Annotated in this window: 14 protein-coding genes; 4 read left to right on the top strand and 10 right to left on the bottom strand. The window is 55.5% G+C overall.

Annotated elements, in window-relative coordinates; all coding sequences use genetic code 11:
* The first annotated feature begins 138 nt into the window (after positions 1–138).
* Both ACORNT_RS05615 and aqpZ read left to right on the top strand, forming a co-directional pair.
* Positions 139–1944, top strand: coding sequence for an ABC-F family ATP-binding cassette domain-containing protein (locus ACORNT_RS05615; protein ID WP_321396543.1), 1806 nt, complete (start codon positions 139–141; stop codon positions 1942–1944).
* A gap of 136 nt (positions 1945–2080) precedes the next feature.
* Positions 2081–2767 (top strand): aquaporin Z, encoded by a 687-nt coding sequence (aqpZ, locus tag ACORNT_RS05610; RefSeq protein ID WP_420717520.1) that lies wholly within the window; start codon positions 2081–2083, stop codon positions 2765–2767.
* Between the two features lie 77 nt (positions 2768–2844).
* Here the strand turns inward: aqpZ and ACORNT_RS05605 are convergent, their stop codons facing one another.
* Positions 2845–4392 (bottom strand): peptide MFS transporter, encoded by a 1548-nt coding sequence (locus ACORNT_RS05605; RefSeq protein ID WP_321396539.1) that lies wholly within the window; start codon positions 4390–4392, stop codon positions 2845–2847.
* Between the two features lie 318 nt (positions 4393–4710).
* Between ACORNT_RS05605 and ACORNT_RS05600 the strand changes: the two genes are divergently transcribed.
* Positions 4711–5835: a M14 family metallopeptidase gene (locus ACORNT_RS05600; protein ID WP_321396537.1), complete on the top strand. Its 1125-nt coding sequence runs from the start codon at positions 4711–4713 to the stop codon at positions 5833–5835.
* A gap of 9 nt (positions 5836–5844) precedes the next feature.
* Here the strand turns inward: ACORNT_RS05600 and ACORNT_RS05595 are convergent, their stop codons facing one another.
* The 4 genes from ACORNT_RS05595 to ACORNT_RS05580 form a co-directional block, all read right to left on the bottom strand.
* On the bottom strand, positions 5845–6615 hold the full coding sequence (locus tag ACORNT_RS05595) for an SDR family oxidoreductase (protein WP_321396535.1): 771 nt from the start codon (positions 6613–6615) through the stop codon (positions 5845–5847).
* A gap of 115 nt (positions 6616–6730) precedes the next feature.
* Positions 6731–7366, bottom strand: coding sequence for a maleylacetoacetate isomerase (gene maiA / locus ACORNT_RS05590; RefSeq protein ID WP_420717547.1), 636 nt, complete (start codon positions 7364–7366; stop codon positions 6731–6733).
* Between the two features lie 29 nt (positions 7367–7395).
* Entirely contained in the window at positions 7396–8382 is a 987-nt protein-coding gene (locus ACORNT_RS05585; protein ID WP_321396529.1) for a fumarylacetoacetate hydrolase family protein, read from the bottom strand.
* Between the two features lie 38 nt (positions 8383–8420).
* Positions 8421–9548, bottom strand: a complete 1128-nt coding sequence (locus ACORNT_RS05580) for a homogentisate 1,2-dioxygenase (RefSeq protein WP_321396526.1) — start codon at positions 9546–9548, stop codon at positions 8421–8423.
* A 212-nt stretch (positions 9549–9760) separates the two neighbouring features.
* Here ACORNT_RS05580 and ACORNT_RS05575 point away from each other — a divergent pair, with 212 nt between their 5' ends.
* Positions 9761–10222 (top strand): MarR family winged helix-turn-helix transcriptional regulator, encoded by a 462-nt coding sequence (locus ACORNT_RS05575; RefSeq protein WP_321396524.1) that lies wholly within the window; start codon positions 9761–9763, stop codon positions 10220–10222.
* Between the two features lie 8 nt (positions 10223–10230).
* On the opposite strand, the gene hemN is transcribed toward ACORNT_RS05575, so the two are convergent.
* From hemN to ACORNT_RS05550, 5 genes are all read right to left on the bottom strand, one after another.
* Entirely contained in the window at positions 10231–11634 is a 1404-nt protein-coding gene (hemN, locus tag ACORNT_RS05570; RefSeq protein WP_321396521.1) for an oxygen-independent coproporphyrinogen III oxidase, read from the bottom strand.
* A gap of 111 nt (positions 11635–11745) precedes the next feature.
* Positions 11746–11991: an Lrp/AsnC ligand binding domain-containing protein gene (locus ACORNT_RS05565; RefSeq protein WP_321396517.1), complete on the bottom strand. Its 246-nt coding sequence runs from the start codon at positions 11989–11991 to the stop codon at positions 11746–11748.
* 42 nt (positions 11992–12033) lie between these two features.
* On the bottom strand, positions 12034–13653 hold the full coding sequence (locus ACORNT_RS05560; RefSeq protein ID WP_321396515.1) for an AMP-binding protein: 1620 nt from the start codon (positions 13651–13653) through the stop codon (positions 12034–12036).
* A gap of 115 nt (positions 13654–13768) precedes the next feature.
* Complete coding sequence (locus tag ACORNT_RS05555; RefSeq protein ID WP_321396513.1) at positions 13769–14260, bottom strand: MarR family transcriptional regulator; 492 nt, start codon at positions 14258–14260, stop codon at positions 13769–13771.
* An 11-nt stretch (positions 14261–14271) separates the two neighbouring features.
* Entirely contained in the window at positions 14272–15051 is a 780-nt protein-coding gene (locus tag ACORNT_RS05550) for an SDR family oxidoreductase (RefSeq protein WP_321396510.1), read from the bottom strand.
* Between the last annotated feature and the right edge of the window lie 42 nt (positions 15052–15093).

The following is a 15093-nucleotide window of genomic DNA, read 5'->3' as shown; positions in this document are numbered from 1 at the left end:
TCATATCCTACCCTGTCCTGTCTGAGCATACCATTAACAGATCTTCACAATAGCGAGAGCGGCCCGCGATCAAAAGTTACCTCTTGCGAACCGCCCCCCTCTCAGGCTAGAAGGAGCAATATTTTTACAGGATATTTCATGGCGCCCCCCTTACTGACACTACAGGATATTTCCCTTCGTTACGGCCCTGATCCGCTGTTTGACGGCGTCGAGCTTTATATCGGCGAACGTGACCGCATCTGCCTGGTCGGCCGTAACGGCTCCGGCAAATCCACCCTGATGAAAGTCATCGCCGGATCCGTCGAGGCGGACAGCGGCGAGCACTTTGTCCAGCCGGGCACCCATATCACCTATCTGGAGCAGGAACCCGATCTGTCACAGTGGAAGACCGTGCGCGACTATGTGGAGACCGGCCTGCCGGAAGCCTCCCGCGACGATCTGTTCCAGGTGGATATCATTCTGGAAGACATTGGCCTCGAGGCCGACCTGGAAACAGCCAACCTGTCCGGCGGCGAGCGCCGCCGGGCCGCCATCGCCCGGGCCCTGGTCAGCGAGGCCGACATCCTGCTGCTGGATGAGCCCACCAACCATCTGGACATCGCCACCATCGAATGGCTGGAAAACAAGCTTCGCGAATTCCGCGGCGCGCTGGTGATCATCAGCCATGACCGCACCTTCCTCAATAACCTGACCAACTGCACCTTCTGGCTCGACCGCGGCAAGGTGCGCCGTCTGGACAAGGGCTTTGCCCATTTCGAGGAGTGGGCTGAAACCATCCTCGAACAGGAGCGGGTTGAACGGGCCAAGCTGGACAAGCTGATCGAGAAGGAAACCGACTGGTCGCACAAGGGCATCACCGCCCGGCGCAAACGCAACATGGGCCGCATGCGGGCCCTGTGGGCGCTCAGGGATGAACGGGCCAAACAAATCAAGGAAACCGGCCAGGTCAAGCTGGAAACCGACAGTGGTAAAAGCAGCGGCAAAAAGGTGATCGAGGCGCACAAGGTCTATAAATCCTATGGCGACAAAATAATTCTCGAGGATTTCTCCCTGCGCATCCTGCGCGGCGACCGCATTGGCATCATCGGCCCCAACGGCGCAGGAAAATCGACCCTGCTGAAAATCCTGACCAAGGAAATCGAGCCCGACCAGGGCACAGTCAAGCTGGGCACCAATCTGGAACCCACCTATCTGGATCAGCAACGCGGTCTTTTGAAAGACAGCAACACAGTCTGGGAAACGCTGAGCGACGGCGGCGACCACATCATGGTACGCGGTCATTCAAAACACATCATTTCCTATATGAAGGAATTCCTGTTTGACGCTGGGCAGGCCCACACCCAGGTAAGCGCCCTCAGCGGCGGCGAGCGCAACCGGCTGCTGTTGGCCAAGACCCTGGCCATGCCGACCAATTTCCTGATCCTCGACGAACCGACCAACGATCTGGATATGGACACGCTGGACCTGCTGCAGGAGACTCTCAACGATTATGACGGCACCCTGCTTCTGGTCAGCCATGACCGCGATTTCCTCGACCGGATCGTCACCTCCACCATCGTTATGGAAGGCGACGGCAAGATCACCGAATATGCCGGCGGCTATCAGGACTATCTGCGCCAGCGCAGCAATGTGACACCACAGACAGATGCCGAACCGGTCAAAACACAAAAGACAGAAGCTGCAAAGCCGGTCCAGCGGGAAAGCAAAAAACTCAGCTTCAAACACAGGGACCGGCTTGCCAAACTGCCCGGTGAAATGGCGGCGCTGGAACAGCGAATTGCAAAAATCGGAGCCAAACTGGGGGAACCGGACTTTTACACCAAAGACCCGAACGGTTTTGCCCTGCTGTCAAAGGATCTGGAAAAGTCCCAGACCGACCTAGCCGCCAAAGAAGAAGAATGGCTGGAGCTTGAAATGCTGCGCGAGGAAATCGACAGCCAATAAATTCAACAGCCCGTAAAAAATGCTGCACCTATAGTGCAAAAATGCTGCATCCTTCGAGCGCAGCATAAGTTGCTTCTGAATTGTCCGTAAATCACATATACTTTCCCTCCAAACCAACAATAGAGGGAATTGAAATATGGGGTTGTCTAACAAATTAATGGCAGAATTCTTCGGAACATTCTGGCTCGTTCTGGGAGGATGCGGCAGTGCTGTGCTGGCCGCAAAATTCGGTACCGTGGGGATCGGTCTGCTGGGGGTTTCCCTGGCTTTTGGCCTGACGGTGGTGACCATGGCCTATGCCGTCGGGCACATATCCGGCGGTCATTTCAATCCGGCGGTTTCCGTTGGGCTCTGCGTGGCCGGCAGGTTCGACAAAAAGGAGCTTGTTCCTTATGTCATCATCCAGGTTCTCGGCGCCATCGCTGCTGCGGCTCTGTTGTCGATGATTGCGTCCGGCGCCAGTGGCTATGAAGGCGGACTTGCCTCCAATGGCGTCAGCACCCATTCCCCGGGACTTTACAGTATGCAGGCGGGCATCATTACGGAAGTGGTCATGACCTTCATGTTCCTGCTGGTCATCCTTGGCGTCACCAGCAAGAAGGCACCCGCCGGGTTTGCCCCGCTGGCCATCGGCCTCACCCTGACCCTGATCCATCTGATCAGCATTCCGGTCACCAATACTTCGGTCAACCCGGCCCGCAGCACCGGCCCGGCCCTCTTGGAAGGCGGCATCGCCCTGCAGCAGCTGTGGATCTTCTGGCTGGCTCCGATTGCCGGGGCGGCGGTTGCCGGTTTTGTCTATAAATTCATCGACAAAGACTAGACAGCAACCTTTACCCAAAAGAAAAATGCTGCACCTGTCGGGTGCAGCATTTTTTTATATCTGATTTTGCAGGAAGCCTAGTGGACGCCGTGCATATATTTTTTCAACAATGGTGTGAGGATCAGGATAAAGACACCAACACCAATACTGATAAGACCGATATTGGTGTAGACCTCCATGGTCGCGACCACATCCAGATTGCCGCTCTCGCCGCCATGACCGCCACTGCCGGTCCAAGAGCTGATGACGCCGGCCACAAAGTTACCCATGGCCGTCCACAGGAACCAGGTGCCCATGACCATTCCGACGATTTTCCCGACACTGAGTTTGGTCACCATGGACAGGCCGACCGGGCTCAGGCACAGTTCGGCAATGGTCAGGGACAGGTAGATAAAGACCATCCACAGGAAGCTCTTGCTGGTGCTGTCGTCGAGGCTCATACCCCAGGAAAAGACCACATAACCAAGGCCGATCAGAAGCATGGCAATAGCAAATTTAGCCGGTGTGGAAGGTTCCCAGCCTTTATTGGCGAGGCTCACCCAGAGCCAGGCCAGCACCGGCGCAAACAGGACGATGAAGCCCGGGTTCAACAGCTGAACCTGCGACGCCAGCCAAGTCATGCCCAGGAAGTTCAAGTCAAACTGCTCATCCGCCAGCAGGGTCAGGCTGGCGGCCTGCTGTTCGAAGAGGGCCCAGAAAACGGACTGCACGGAAATCAGGAAACAGGCGACATAAAGCCTTTCCCGCTCGATCTTGGTGCACTGGGTTACGCCGTAAACGATAATCACCAGAAGCATCAGTGGCCCGACAAAATACAACACACTGCCGACAAAATCCTGATACTGCATCAGCAGCCAGCTGAAACCGACCAGCGCCAGGCCGCCCAGGTAAATGGTCCATTCCTTGTTCAGGCCGATCGGAGATTTTTCCTTCAGCACTGCGGGATTAGACGGTTCGGCCCGGCCATCAAGATAACGCTGACCCCAAAGAAAGACCAGAAGGCCGAACAGCATGCCGATGCCGGCAAGACCGAAACCATAGTTCCAGCCGTGCACTTCACCCACATACCCGACAAGGGCTGTGGAAAAGACGGATCCTAGGTTAATACCCATGTAGAAAATGGAGAAACCGCCATCCCGGCGCGGGTCTCTCGGGCCGTACAGCGCACCGACAATGGTGGAAATATTGGCCTTCAGGAATCCGACGCCGGTGATGATCAGCGCCAGGGCCAGGAAGAATATATTCAGGTAGAAGTCATTGCGGACAACCGTGTCGCCATCGAGATAGGCCTGTGGGCCGTGAAAGGCCATCAAGCCGTGCCCGGCCACCAGCAACAGGGCCCCGTAGGTCACCGCCTTGCGGCTGCCGAGGAAGCGGTCAGCCATATAACCGCCGATGATCGGCATCATATAGACCAGCCCCGCATAGGCGCCGTAAATCATGCTGGCTTTTTCGGTGCTGAACATATGGTATTTCACCAGATACAGCACCAGAATGGTCCGCATGCCGTAATAAGAGAAACGCTCCCACATTTCGGTCAGGAAACAAATCGACAGGCCTACCGGATGACCAAGGAGTTCCCGCTGCTGGGATCCTTCACGCAGACTTTCAGAGACAGAAGTCATAGACACCTCCCCCCTACTGGATTGAGCAGACGGTTACGTACGACGGACATATTCTTCCCCTTTTTGTTATTTTTGGGTGTTCACTGAATTTCAAAGCGGGCAGTTTGGCAGAATTGTGCGGCCCTGTCACGCTGTTGCATTGGTCAAACCATAAAACAGTGAAAAATTTTATACAATATTTTCCGCACCGAAAAAGATTCCGGAAATGACCTCCCTGTCCGCAGGAAACGGTTTTTCCACTTGCCCCTCTTTTCCACCGATTGCAAAGCCGGGCAAGGAACCGTATAAGGAAACAGAAACAACAGCCGGGGATAGAAAATGAAAATCAGCAGCGATTTCGATGGCGGCAATATTGAAGTGGTCGAGGCGGAAAATCCGTCCAACATCCGCCTCCATATCCGCAAAGACAATAAATCCGACTTTTACCAGTGGTTCTATTTCCGCATGACCGGCGCCAAGGGACAGCTCTGTGCGCTAAGCATCGAGGATGTGGCGAACGCCGCCTATCCACAAGGCTGGGAAAATTACCAGGTCGTGGCTTCCTATGACCGCGAAGACTGGTTCCGGGTCAGCACCGTCTATAAGGACGGCACCCTGACCATCCATCACGTGCCGGAAACCGACTGCGTCTATTATGCCTATTTCGCCCCCTACAGCATGGAGCGCCATCACGACCTGATCGCCCAGTGCGCCGCAGATGAAAAGGTCAGCCTGCACTGCATTGGCGAGACACTGGACGGCCAGGACATGGATCTGCTGACCATCGGCACGCCGGCCAAGGACAAGAAAGTAATCTGGTATATTGCCCGCCAGCATCCGGGCGAAACCATGGCCGAATGGTTCATGGAAGGCATGCTCGGCCGGCTTCTGGATGACGATGATCCGGTCAGCCGCACCCTGCTGGAAAAATGTGTCTTTTATGCCGTGCCCAACATGAACCCGGACGGCAGCCGCCGCGGTCATCTGCGCACCAATGCGGCCGGTATCAATCTCAACCGGGTGTGGGAAGATCCGGACTTCAGCACCGAGCCGGAAGTGGCTTACGTGCGCGGTAAAATGGACGAGACCGGCATTGATTTCATCCTCGACGTTCACGGCGACGAGGCCCTGCCCTATAATTTCATCGCCTGTTTCGAAGGTGTGCCGGACATTGACGAAGCCCAGCTTGACCTGGCCTATGAATATATGGAACAGCTGGAGAAAATATCACCTGATTTCCAGACCGAAGTCGGCTATCCAAAATCAGCCGCCGGCAAGGGAAATCTGGGCATGGCGACAAACCAGTTCGCCCACCGCTATAACGCGGTCTCAATGACCCTGGAAATGCCGTTCAAGGATACGGAAAAGACCCCTTACCCGGAAAGCGGCTGGTCACCGGACCGGGCCGCCAAACTTGGCCGGTCCAGTCTGGATGCCCTGCTGGCGATCCTGCCCCGGCTCTAGGAATCAGCACTAAACGGTCGTCGCCCAGCCGCCGTCCACGGTCACGGTTGCCCCGGTAACATAAGCACCGGCCCGGCTGCACAGGTAAATGGCCACCCCGGCCATATCCTCGGGCGTGCCAATGCGGCGCAGGGGAATCTCATCCAGCATGCGTTCCCCCATGGCATCAAAAAGGCCTTTGGTCATGGCGCTGGGGAATGGTCCGGGGGCAATGGCTGTCACATTGATATGGTCAGGCGCCAGCCGTTTGGCCAGAACACGGGTCATATGCAGCACCGCTGCCTTGCTGGCCGAATAACTGTAGGTTTCCGGTTCCGGCACATGCTGCCCGTCCACACTGCCCACATTGACGACCCGGGCCGGATCCTCGGCCGTGCCGGACTTCTTCAACAACGGCAACAGCTTCTGGGTCAGGAAGAAAACTCCCTTCACGTTGATATCCATCACCTTGTCCCAGCCGGCTTCGGGAAATTCCTCGATAGGCGCCGCCCAGGCCGCACCGGCATTATTAACCAGAATATCGATCTTGTCTTCGCGCCCGGCAATCTCCGCGGCAAATGACGTCACGCCTTCATAGGTGGACAGGTCTGCCTGCAGGCCGATGACCTCGCCATACCGGCCAAGCTCCTCCACCATCGCCTGACACTGCTCCAGCTTACGGGAACAGATATAGGTCTTCACCCCGTTTTCCACAAATCCGCGGGCAATCATGGCCCCAATGCCCCGTGATCCGCCGGTGACAACGGCGATCTTGCCCGAAATATCAAACAGATTTTTCATGCTGCTCTCCCTGAAGGTAATATAAAACGACTGTTTGAAAACAGAGTAGCGGCAAGCCAGCCGCAAAGCCAGACTTTTTGCACCTGTTTAAAGGTACAGTTAGAAGCTCGGGAAGCTATTTGGCGTCCGGCTGATTTTCAGGCTGGGCTTTGATGAACGCCTCCTGCGTATTGCACAGTTCCTCGATCCGCAGAATATTGGGAAACTTATCCAGCGGCGTATTGAACCGGCGGGCATTATAGAGCTGGGGAAGCAGACAGACATCGGCGAAAGTCGGGCTGTCGCCATGGCAATATGTGCCGCTTTTGCCGTCCTGCAGCATGGTTTCTATGGCCTCGAAACCCAGCAGGATCCAGTGCCGGTACCAGTCGTCCTTTGCCTCGTCACTGATGCCGAGGGCGCCCTTCAGATATTTCAGCACCCGCAGGTTATCGAGCGGATGAATATCGCAGGCGATGATGTTGGCAATCTGGCGCACCCGGGCGCGGCCCGCGGCATCCGCCGGCAGCAACGGCGCTTCCGGACGGGTTTCCTCCAGATACTCGAGAATGGCCATGGACTGGCCGAGGGTCAGGTCGCCGTCTTTGAGCGCCGGAACCAGTCCCTGGGCATTCAGTTTCAGATAGTCTTCGTTCCGGTGTTCGCCGGCGAGAAGGGAGACGGGGATATTTTCATAGTCCAGCCCCTTGAGGTTCAGCGCAATGCGCAGCCGGTAGGCCGCAGATGATCTGTAATATCCATAAAGCGCCAGCATATCTGTCTTCCTTCCCGGACGTTAAATTAACGGGGCGGGTGGTATTGTTTCACCACCTGATCGATCCTGCCGAAAATGGTTTTACCGTCCTCGTCGAACATTTCGATCTCGATCCGGTCGCCAAAACTCATAAAAGGTGTACTGGGCTTGCCGTCGGCAATGGTTTCCAGACAACGCACCTCTGCCAGACAGCAGGAACCGTCTTTCGAGCCCTTGTTGGAGATGGTTCCGGATCCGATCACCGTACCGGCCTCCAGGGCACGGGACTTGGCCACATGGGCAATGAGTTGGCCGAAGTTGAATGTCATATCGATACCGGCATTCGGCGATCCGATCTTTGTACCGTTCAGGATCGCATGCAGCGGCAGATGAAGCTTGCCGTCCTTCCAGGCATCGCCCAGTTCATCAGGGGTGACAAAGACCGGCGCAAAGGCGGTCTGCGGCTTGGACTGATAAAACCCGAACTGTTTGGCCAGCTCGGCCGGAATCAGGTTGCGGAGCGACACATCATTCAGGATGGTGATCAGCTTGATATGGTCAAGAGCCTGAACCGGGCCAGTACCGGCCGGTACATCATCGGTGATCACCGCGATCTCGGCCTCGAAATCGATGCCCCAGTCCTCGCTTTCCACATCAATGGGATCGCGGGGGCCGATGAAGGCATCGGATGCGCCCATATAAATCAGCGGATCTTCCCAGAAGGTTGCCGGCAATTCGGCCCCGCGGGCCTTGCGCACCAGTTCCACATGGGTCACATAAGCGGATCCGTCCGCCCAGTGATAGGCGCGCGGCAACGGCGCATCGCACTGAGCCGGATCAAAATCGAACCCTTCGATTTTGCCTGCATTCAGGTCATCGGAAATCGCTTTCAGCTGCGGTTCCACATCGGCCCAGTGATCCAGCGCCATTTGCATGGTTGAGGCGGCGGAATCTGCCGAGACGGCTTTGGTCAGATCGCGGTTGACCACGACAAGTTTGCCGTCGCGGCCCGATTTCAGTGAGGCAAGTTTCATCAGTTTATTTCCCTGTTTCGTTCTTTCAGTATGACAGCCTAGTCCCCGGATTTCCAGCTGTTCACATAATTCTGGTTTTCCACACCGTAAGCCGCATCGGACATTTCCACCGGATCACGGGTGTCGATCATCATCGCATACTCATCGGTTTCCTTGCGGGTCGCTTTTTCCCCGGCCTTGAAAGCCTTGGGGTGCGGACCGTGGGTGAAACCGAAGGGATGGAAGGTCACCATGCCCTGTTCAATATTATCGCGGCTGAAGAAGTCACCACGATGATAGAAGATGATTTCATCATAGTCATCATTGTTGTGATAGAAGGGCACCTTCAGGGCCCCGGGATCGCTTTCGATCGGCCGGGGTGCAAAGGTACAGACCACAAAACGGCCGGCCATAAAAGTGGTATGGGCGCTGGGCGGCAGATGATAGCGATGGCTCATCAGCGGCCGGATGTCCCCTACATTCACACGGACCACTGTCAGATCACCCTTCCAGCCTGCCGCATCCAGCGGATTGAACGGATAGGTAATGGTGCTGAGCTGATCACGGGCCTTGACCACGACACGCCATTCGTTGTTGCCCTGCTGAGCCTTAAAAGCATCATCAATGGCTGGCACATCCAGGATCGCCGGATCGAAAATGGCATGGGGGCCAAGCATTCCCTTGTCCGGCAGCTGATAACTGCTGTTGGTGGCCTCGACCAGGACCATTTCGGTTTTTTCCGTGGGTTCAATACGCCACATGCTGCCCCGGGGAATGACAAGATAGTCGCCCGCTTCATAGGTCAGATGACCGAAATCGCAGAACAGCTCACCGGCACCGTTATGAATGAACAAAAGATCGTCGCCGTCCGCATTGCGCACCAGATGATCCATCTTTTCAGATGATTTCCAGATCCGGAATTTCATGTGAGCGTTGGAAATCAAATCCTCCGCATTCCAGGGGGACGGGCCAAAATCCTTCAGAAGGTTGGTATCAAAGGCATGGGGCTGCAGCGGTCCCTCGAAACTTGTCCAGCCGGTCGGTATATTCTGGTGATAGAGATGGGAGGCCGGGCCAAAGAAGCCTTCCTTGCCCATTTCCCGCTCATAGGTACCTTCGGGAAGATCCACATGGGCCTGACGGGAATGCGTACCTTCGCGATGGGGAAATCCAATCCAATTTTTCATGTCCTGTCCTTTAATCCAGAAAATAGTGAAACGAGTGGAAGAAAGCCGATATATCCGACAGCTGTCCTGTCAACACCAGACTTCACCAAACAAAAAACTTGGTGCCTGCTTTTGCAAAGAATGATAACTTTCTCCGACACTCCCTATGCGGAGGCATTATAGTTACATTTGTAACTTAATCAAGAAATATATACCGGACCCAATTTTTTAATATGAAAAAAAACAAAAACAGCCCCCTCCTTCTGGAAAACTTTCTTCCCTACCGGCTCTCCTACCTGTCCAATATTATTGGCCGGCGGCTTGCGGCGATCTATAGCGACAAATTCAGCATCGCCCCGCCGGAATGGAAAGTGATGGCCCATCTGCATCGGTTCCCCAATATATCCGCTGCAGATGTGACCGAGAAAACAGCCCTAGACAAGGTGGCTGTCAGCCGGGCCGTGAACAGTCTTCTGGACAAGGGTCTGGTTCAGCGCTCCTACGCCCGGGAAGACCGGCGGCGCTCCATCCTCAACCTGACCGAACAGGGCCAGGACATATATAACCAGATCGAACCGCTCGTGACCGACTATGAAACCGTTCTCCTGGAAACCCTGAACGATACGGAAACAGAAGAACTTGATCGGCTTATCACCAAACTGACACAACGGGCGGAGGTCACCCACGAAGGGTGAGTTTTCGATCAGCCCTCACTCTCGTGCAGGCAGCGGTGCAGGATATCGGGATTTTTCTCGAAGTTTGCCGGCAGATACCGGTCAAAAACAGAACAGATGGCCCTGAGATAAGGGCTGCCGGCCTCTGTAATCCGGAAACAGGACCCTTTTACCTCCATATAACCCGCATCAAGAAGTTCACCCAGCGCCGCATATTCCCGTTTAAAATCATAGGACTGGCCGAATTCCCGGGCCCGCGCCTCCGGATCAACCTGCTGGTAACACATCAGGTCCGAAATAAGTTGCCGCACCAGTTGGTCCGCCGCCGTTACTTTCACGCCGCGCACCACCGGGCTTTCCCCGACCCCGGTCTGCTGGTGATAGGCTTTCATATCCGTTGTATTCTGGGCATATCCGCCCGGCAGGGAACTGATGGCCGAGGCCCCGAAACCGATCAGGCTGTCGGCATTATCGGCCGTGTATCCCTGGAAGTTCCGCCGCAGCGTCCCCCTGTCGTGGGCGTCCAGGAGAGTATCTCCCGGCAGGGCGAAATGATCGAGCCCGATGGCCTGATAACCGCAATCCACCAGCGTCCGGCTGGCAATGTCGAACATGGCCTGGCGTTGCGCCTGGTCCGGCAGCATCTCGGCACCGATCAGCGCCTGGTGTTTTTTCATCCACGGCACATGGGCATACCCGAACAGGGCAATACGGGACGGTTTGTAAAAGGCCGTCTGCAATACGGTCTGCCGGATCGTTGCCTCTGTCTGGTTCGGCAGGCCATAGATCAGATCAAAATTAATATTCCGAATACCGACAGTTTTAAACCAGCGCAGGCAGCTTTCAATCAGTTCGGTGGACTGGATACGATTGATGGTTTTCTGGACCTTTTCGTCGAAATCCTGGATTCCCATACTGACCCGGTTGACCCCGCAACGACCATAGGCATTCACCTTGTCCCGGCTCAGGGTCCTGGGGTCCACTTCCACCGCAATTTCCGCCCCAGGAAGGATTTCATAGGCCTCCTGGACAACCGACATCAGCCGTTCAAAATCCTCTGCTTCCAGAATGGTCGGGGAACCGCCGCCGAAGTGAATATGGCTTACCTTCCGCCGGCCGGTCAGGGAAGACGTCCAGGCCAGTTCCTTCAGCAAACTCTCCAGGTATTTTTTAACCGGCTCATATTTGTTGGAAATATGGGTGTAGCACCCGCAGAACCAGCATAACTGGTCACAAAAAGGAATATGGAAATAAAGGCTAACAGGATCCTCCGCCGGAAGGTCGCCAAGCCAGGCCATATGATCGCGTCCGTCAAGCTCTCCAAACTGCAACGCCGTCGGATAACTGGTATAGCGTGGCAGGCGCGGCTGACGTGCAGGGGCCACCTGTGGCTTTTGCCCTGTAAAATCTGAATTCTTCCTGAGAGCCGTCATCTGTTCACCTTGTTTTCCCTCACAGGGGTGTCATACAGGGACAGGCCCCTGTTTTCACTGATCCATATCAATGGAGTATGTGACAGGGGAATGACGACATCATACAGGAAATTATTTAAAGGCCTTGAAGGCAATCAGCGTGAAGGTATCCTTGATTCCCTCAATGGCGTGCACATGCTCATTAACGAACTGGCCTACATCCTCATCCTCGTCCAGCCTGATTTTCATGATCAGGTCAAACTCGCCGGAAATGGAATAGACTTCCTCAACCTTGTCCTCGAGGCGGTCGACCAGGGCGGCCGCCACATCGTAGGCCTTGCCGAGATCGCATTTAATTTTCACAAAGAAATTTTTCATCAACTGCTCCAGTTATCCTGCACGGGGCCTTTTTGATAGGCCCTACAGATTCTTTAGTTTAAACCGCTGAATCTTGCCTGTCTCGGTTTTCGGCAGCTTATCGAGAAAGGCAATCTCCCGCGGATATTTATAAGGCGCTATATGTTCCTTTACATGATCCTGCAGGGCCAGCACAAGCTTGCTGCATCCCTCATAGGGCTCTGTCGGAACAACAAAGGCCTTGACGACCTGCCCCCTCTGCGGATCCGGCGCGCCTATGACCGCGCATTCCTGCACGGCCGGATGCGACAACAGCACCTCCTCCACCTCCGGGCCGCTGATATTATATCCCGAGGAAACAATCATATCGTCGGTCCGGGCCATGAACCAGAAATATCCGTCTTCGTCCATCCGGTAGGCATCGCCAGTCAGGTTCCAGCCGTCCTGCACATACACCTTCTGGCGCTCGTCATCCAGATAACGACAGCCTGTCGGGCCGCGCACCGCCAGTTTGCCCACCTCGCCGACCGGCACATCCTTCAGTTCTTCATCGACCACCCGGGCCTGATATCCCCCGATGGCCTTGCCTGTAGCCCCCGGTCGAATGTCCCTGCCGGCGGCCGAGATAAAAATATGAATCATCTCGGTGGATCCCAGGCCATTAATAAGGGAAATCCCGGTCGCCTTTTTCCAGCTCTCGAACACGGGCAGCGGCAGATGTTCCCCGGCCGAAACACAGTTCTTCAGGCTGGACAGATCCACCTCATCAAGCTCACCAAGCATGGCCCGGTAAGCGGTCGGCGCCGTAAAACACCAGCTTGCCCGGTATCTTTCGATGGCCTTGGCCAGACTGGGCGGCGATCCGTTTTCCAGCAGAATGACCGTTGCTCCCGCTTGGAGGGGAAAGGTGACCAGCGCCCCGAGGCCGAATGTGAAAGCAATGGGCGGACTGCCAATGACCCGGTCCCCAACTTTTATCCCCAGAAGATCCTGACCCACACAATGACACATGGACATAATATCCCGATGGAAATGAACGGTGCCCTTGGGCTTGCCGGTGGTGCCGCTGGTAAAGGCGATAAGCGCCACATCATCGGACAGGGTCGGCACGGGATCAAATTTCTTCGACTTTCTGGCCATGGTCCTGTCAAAGTCCGTTTTGCTTTCTCCCAGGGCCGAAAAATATCCGATCCGGGCCAGATTTTCACCAAGAGCCCTGGTTTTTTCCAGCTCCTCTGCCAGCCTCTCGTCACAAAGGGCATGACTGATCTTCGCCTTTTCGACAATCGGCGCCAGATCGCGCGCGCGAAGCATCGGCATGGTCGCCACCGCAATGCCGCCGGCCTTCAGCACCCCGAACCAGCTCGCCACCATCATCGGATTGTTAAAGCCCCTGAGCAGAACCCGGTTGCCGGGCACCAGCCCCATATCCCGGGTCAGCACATGAGCCACCTGGTTTGCCTTTTCAGCCAATTGCGCATAGGTCCATTGGTTGTCCTCGAAAACCACCGCGATACGATCGCCGTCACCGGCCTGAATATGCCGGTCGAGCAGTTCCGCCGCCGCATTCAGGCGCTCAGGATAGTGGAGTTCGGGAAGGTCCAAAAGAAAGCAGGGCCAGTCCTCCGAATCGGGAAGTCGATCACGGGCGAAGGTGTCCTCATGGGCAGTTGGCAAAGACATTTATATTCTCCGATTATTGTCTTTCAACTGCAAGTCTGATCCGTCCTGGATTACTGTCATGCCGGTTTATGGTTATGGGTCAGAACAGCCGGGTCCATCCGGAACCGGCATTGTTCTATTTTTTATTTTTGACAGAAGTCTCTGCTTCCGCCTTTTTTTTCAGGCTTTCCCGCAAAAAGTCCAGATGTCTGGTCATTTCCTCAACGGTCCCTTCATCGAGGTCTGATAAAATATCATTGACCCAGTCACGGTGACTTTCGGCCATTTCCCGGAAGGCGCTTCGCCCCTTGGCGGTCAGACCGACACTATAGATACGCCGGTCGGTGGGCAGAGGCCAGCGCTTGACCAGACCTTCCTGCTGCAGCCGCTCAACCACTCCGGTGACATTGCCGTTGGAGACCAGAAGCTGTTTCGAGAGCTCCCCCATAGTCAGGCCGCCGGGGGCCCGGTCAAGGGCCGCCATCAGATCGAACTGCGGCAGGGTAACGCCAAAATGACTTCGGAGAAGACGTCGGGTCTGCTTTTCAATCAGGGCTGTATCTGCAAAAAGGCGCAACCACAGGCCAAGTCTTTTTTTGCACAGTGTCTTGCTATCCGGTTTCACCATCTGTTCCAGGCTTACATTACCTCCCCGCCAGCCACGGAAATGGCCTGTCCGGTCATACTTCTGTTTATGTCCTCACACAGCCAAAGCACTGCCGAGGCAACCTCTTCCGGCTGAATAAACCGCTTTTGCGGGTTATGTTTGGCCAGTTCTGCAATTGCCTCATCCCGGCTTCGTCCGGTTTTGTTCATAATATTCTCTATTGCATCAAATGCAATATCCGTTTCTGTAAATCCGGGACAGACGGAATTTATGGTAATTCCCTTGTTGGCCAGTTCCAGCGCCAGGGACCGGGTCATGCCCTGGACCGCATGTTTGGCCGCCGAATAGGCTGTCACATATTTATAACCGATCAGCGCCGCTGTGCTGGCGATATTGACAATCCGGCCGTTGCCTTTTTCCAGCATGTCCGGCAGGGCCGCCTGGATGCAGTGCCAGGGACCCATGAGATTAACGTCCAGCATTGCCTGCAGATCATCGGGGGACGTTTTCATAAAGGGCGAGGGATGCGCCGCCCCCGCATTATTGACCAGTATATCCACCGGACCGTAATTTTCCCGGGCTTTGCCGAAAATATCCTCCACAGCGTCACGGTTGGTCACGTCACAGGCCAGCGGCACCGCGTCAGGCAGCGTTTCCGCCTTCGCTTTCAGAACCTCTTCGTTGCGACCGAGCAGGGTCAGGCGCACGCCTTCCGCGGCCAGAGCATCAGCGATTGCCGCCCCGATTCCCCGGCCGCCGCCGGTCACCACGGCATGTTTACCCTGAAGTTTTCCCTGATTTAACTCACTCACGACATGCTCCTTCATTAAATAAGAAAATGCGCCCGCCTCTGA

It is taken from the genome of Emcibacter sp. (assembly GCF_963675455.1).
Lineage (GTDB): Bacteria > Pseudomonadota > Alphaproteobacteria > Sphingomonadales > Emcibacteraceae > Emcibacter.
Note: the sequence above shows the minus strand (reverse complement) of the source record. Positions and strands in the feature narration are given on the sequence as shown.

What these genes read in the sequence shown, in the direction of transcription:
- ACORNT_RS05555 (WP_321396513.1), bottom strand. Translation starts at nt 14,260, where the DNA reads ATGGTGAAACCGGATAGCAAGACACTGTGCAAAAAAAGACTTGGCCTG.
- hemN (WP_321396521.1), bottom strand. Translation starts at nt 11,634, where the DNA reads ATGACGGCTCTCAGGAAGAATTCAGATTTTACAGGGCAAAAGCCACAG.
- ACORNT_RS05560 (WP_321396515.1), bottom strand. Translation starts at nt 13,653, where the DNA reads ATGTCTTTGCCAACTGCCCATGAGGACACCTTCGCCCGTGATCGACTT.
- ACORNT_RS05575 (WP_321396524.1), top strand. Translation starts at nt 9,761, where the DNA reads ATGAAAAAAAACAAAAACAGCCCCCTCCTTCTGGAAAACTTTCTTCCC.
- ACORNT_RS05600 (WP_321396537.1), top strand. Translation starts at nt 4,711, where the DNA reads ATGAAAATCAGCAGCGATTTCGATGGCGGCAATATTGAAGTGGTCGAG.
- ACORNT_RS05580 (WP_321396526.1), bottom strand. Translation starts at nt 9,548, where the DNA reads ATGAAAAATTGGATTGGATTTCCCCATCGCGAAGGTACGCATTCCCGT.
- ACORNT_RS05615 (WP_321396543.1), top strand. Translation starts at nt 139, where the DNA reads ATGGCGCCCCCCTTACTGACACTACAGGATATTTCCCTTCGTTACGGC.
- ACORNT_RS05605 (WP_321396539.1), bottom strand. Translation starts at nt 4,392, where the DNA reads ATGACTTCTGTCTCTGAAAGTCTGCGTGAAGGATCCCAGCAGCGGGAA.
- aqpZ (WP_420717520.1), top strand. Translation starts at nt 2,081, where the DNA reads ATGGGGTTGTCTAACAAATTAATGGCAGAATTCTTCGGAACATTCTGG.
- ACORNT_RS05565 (WP_321396517.1), bottom strand. Translation starts at nt 11,991, where the DNA reads ATGAAAAATTTCTTTGTGAAAATTAAATGCGATCTCGGCAAGGCCTAC.
- ACORNT_RS05585 (WP_321396529.1), bottom strand. Translation starts at nt 8,382, where the DNA reads ATGAAACTTGCCTCACTGAAATCGGGCCGCGACGGCAAACTTGTCGTG.
- ACORNT_RS05595 (WP_321396535.1), bottom strand. Translation starts at nt 6,615, where the DNA reads ATGAAAAATCTGTTTGATATTTCGGGCAAGATCGCCGTTGTCACCGGC.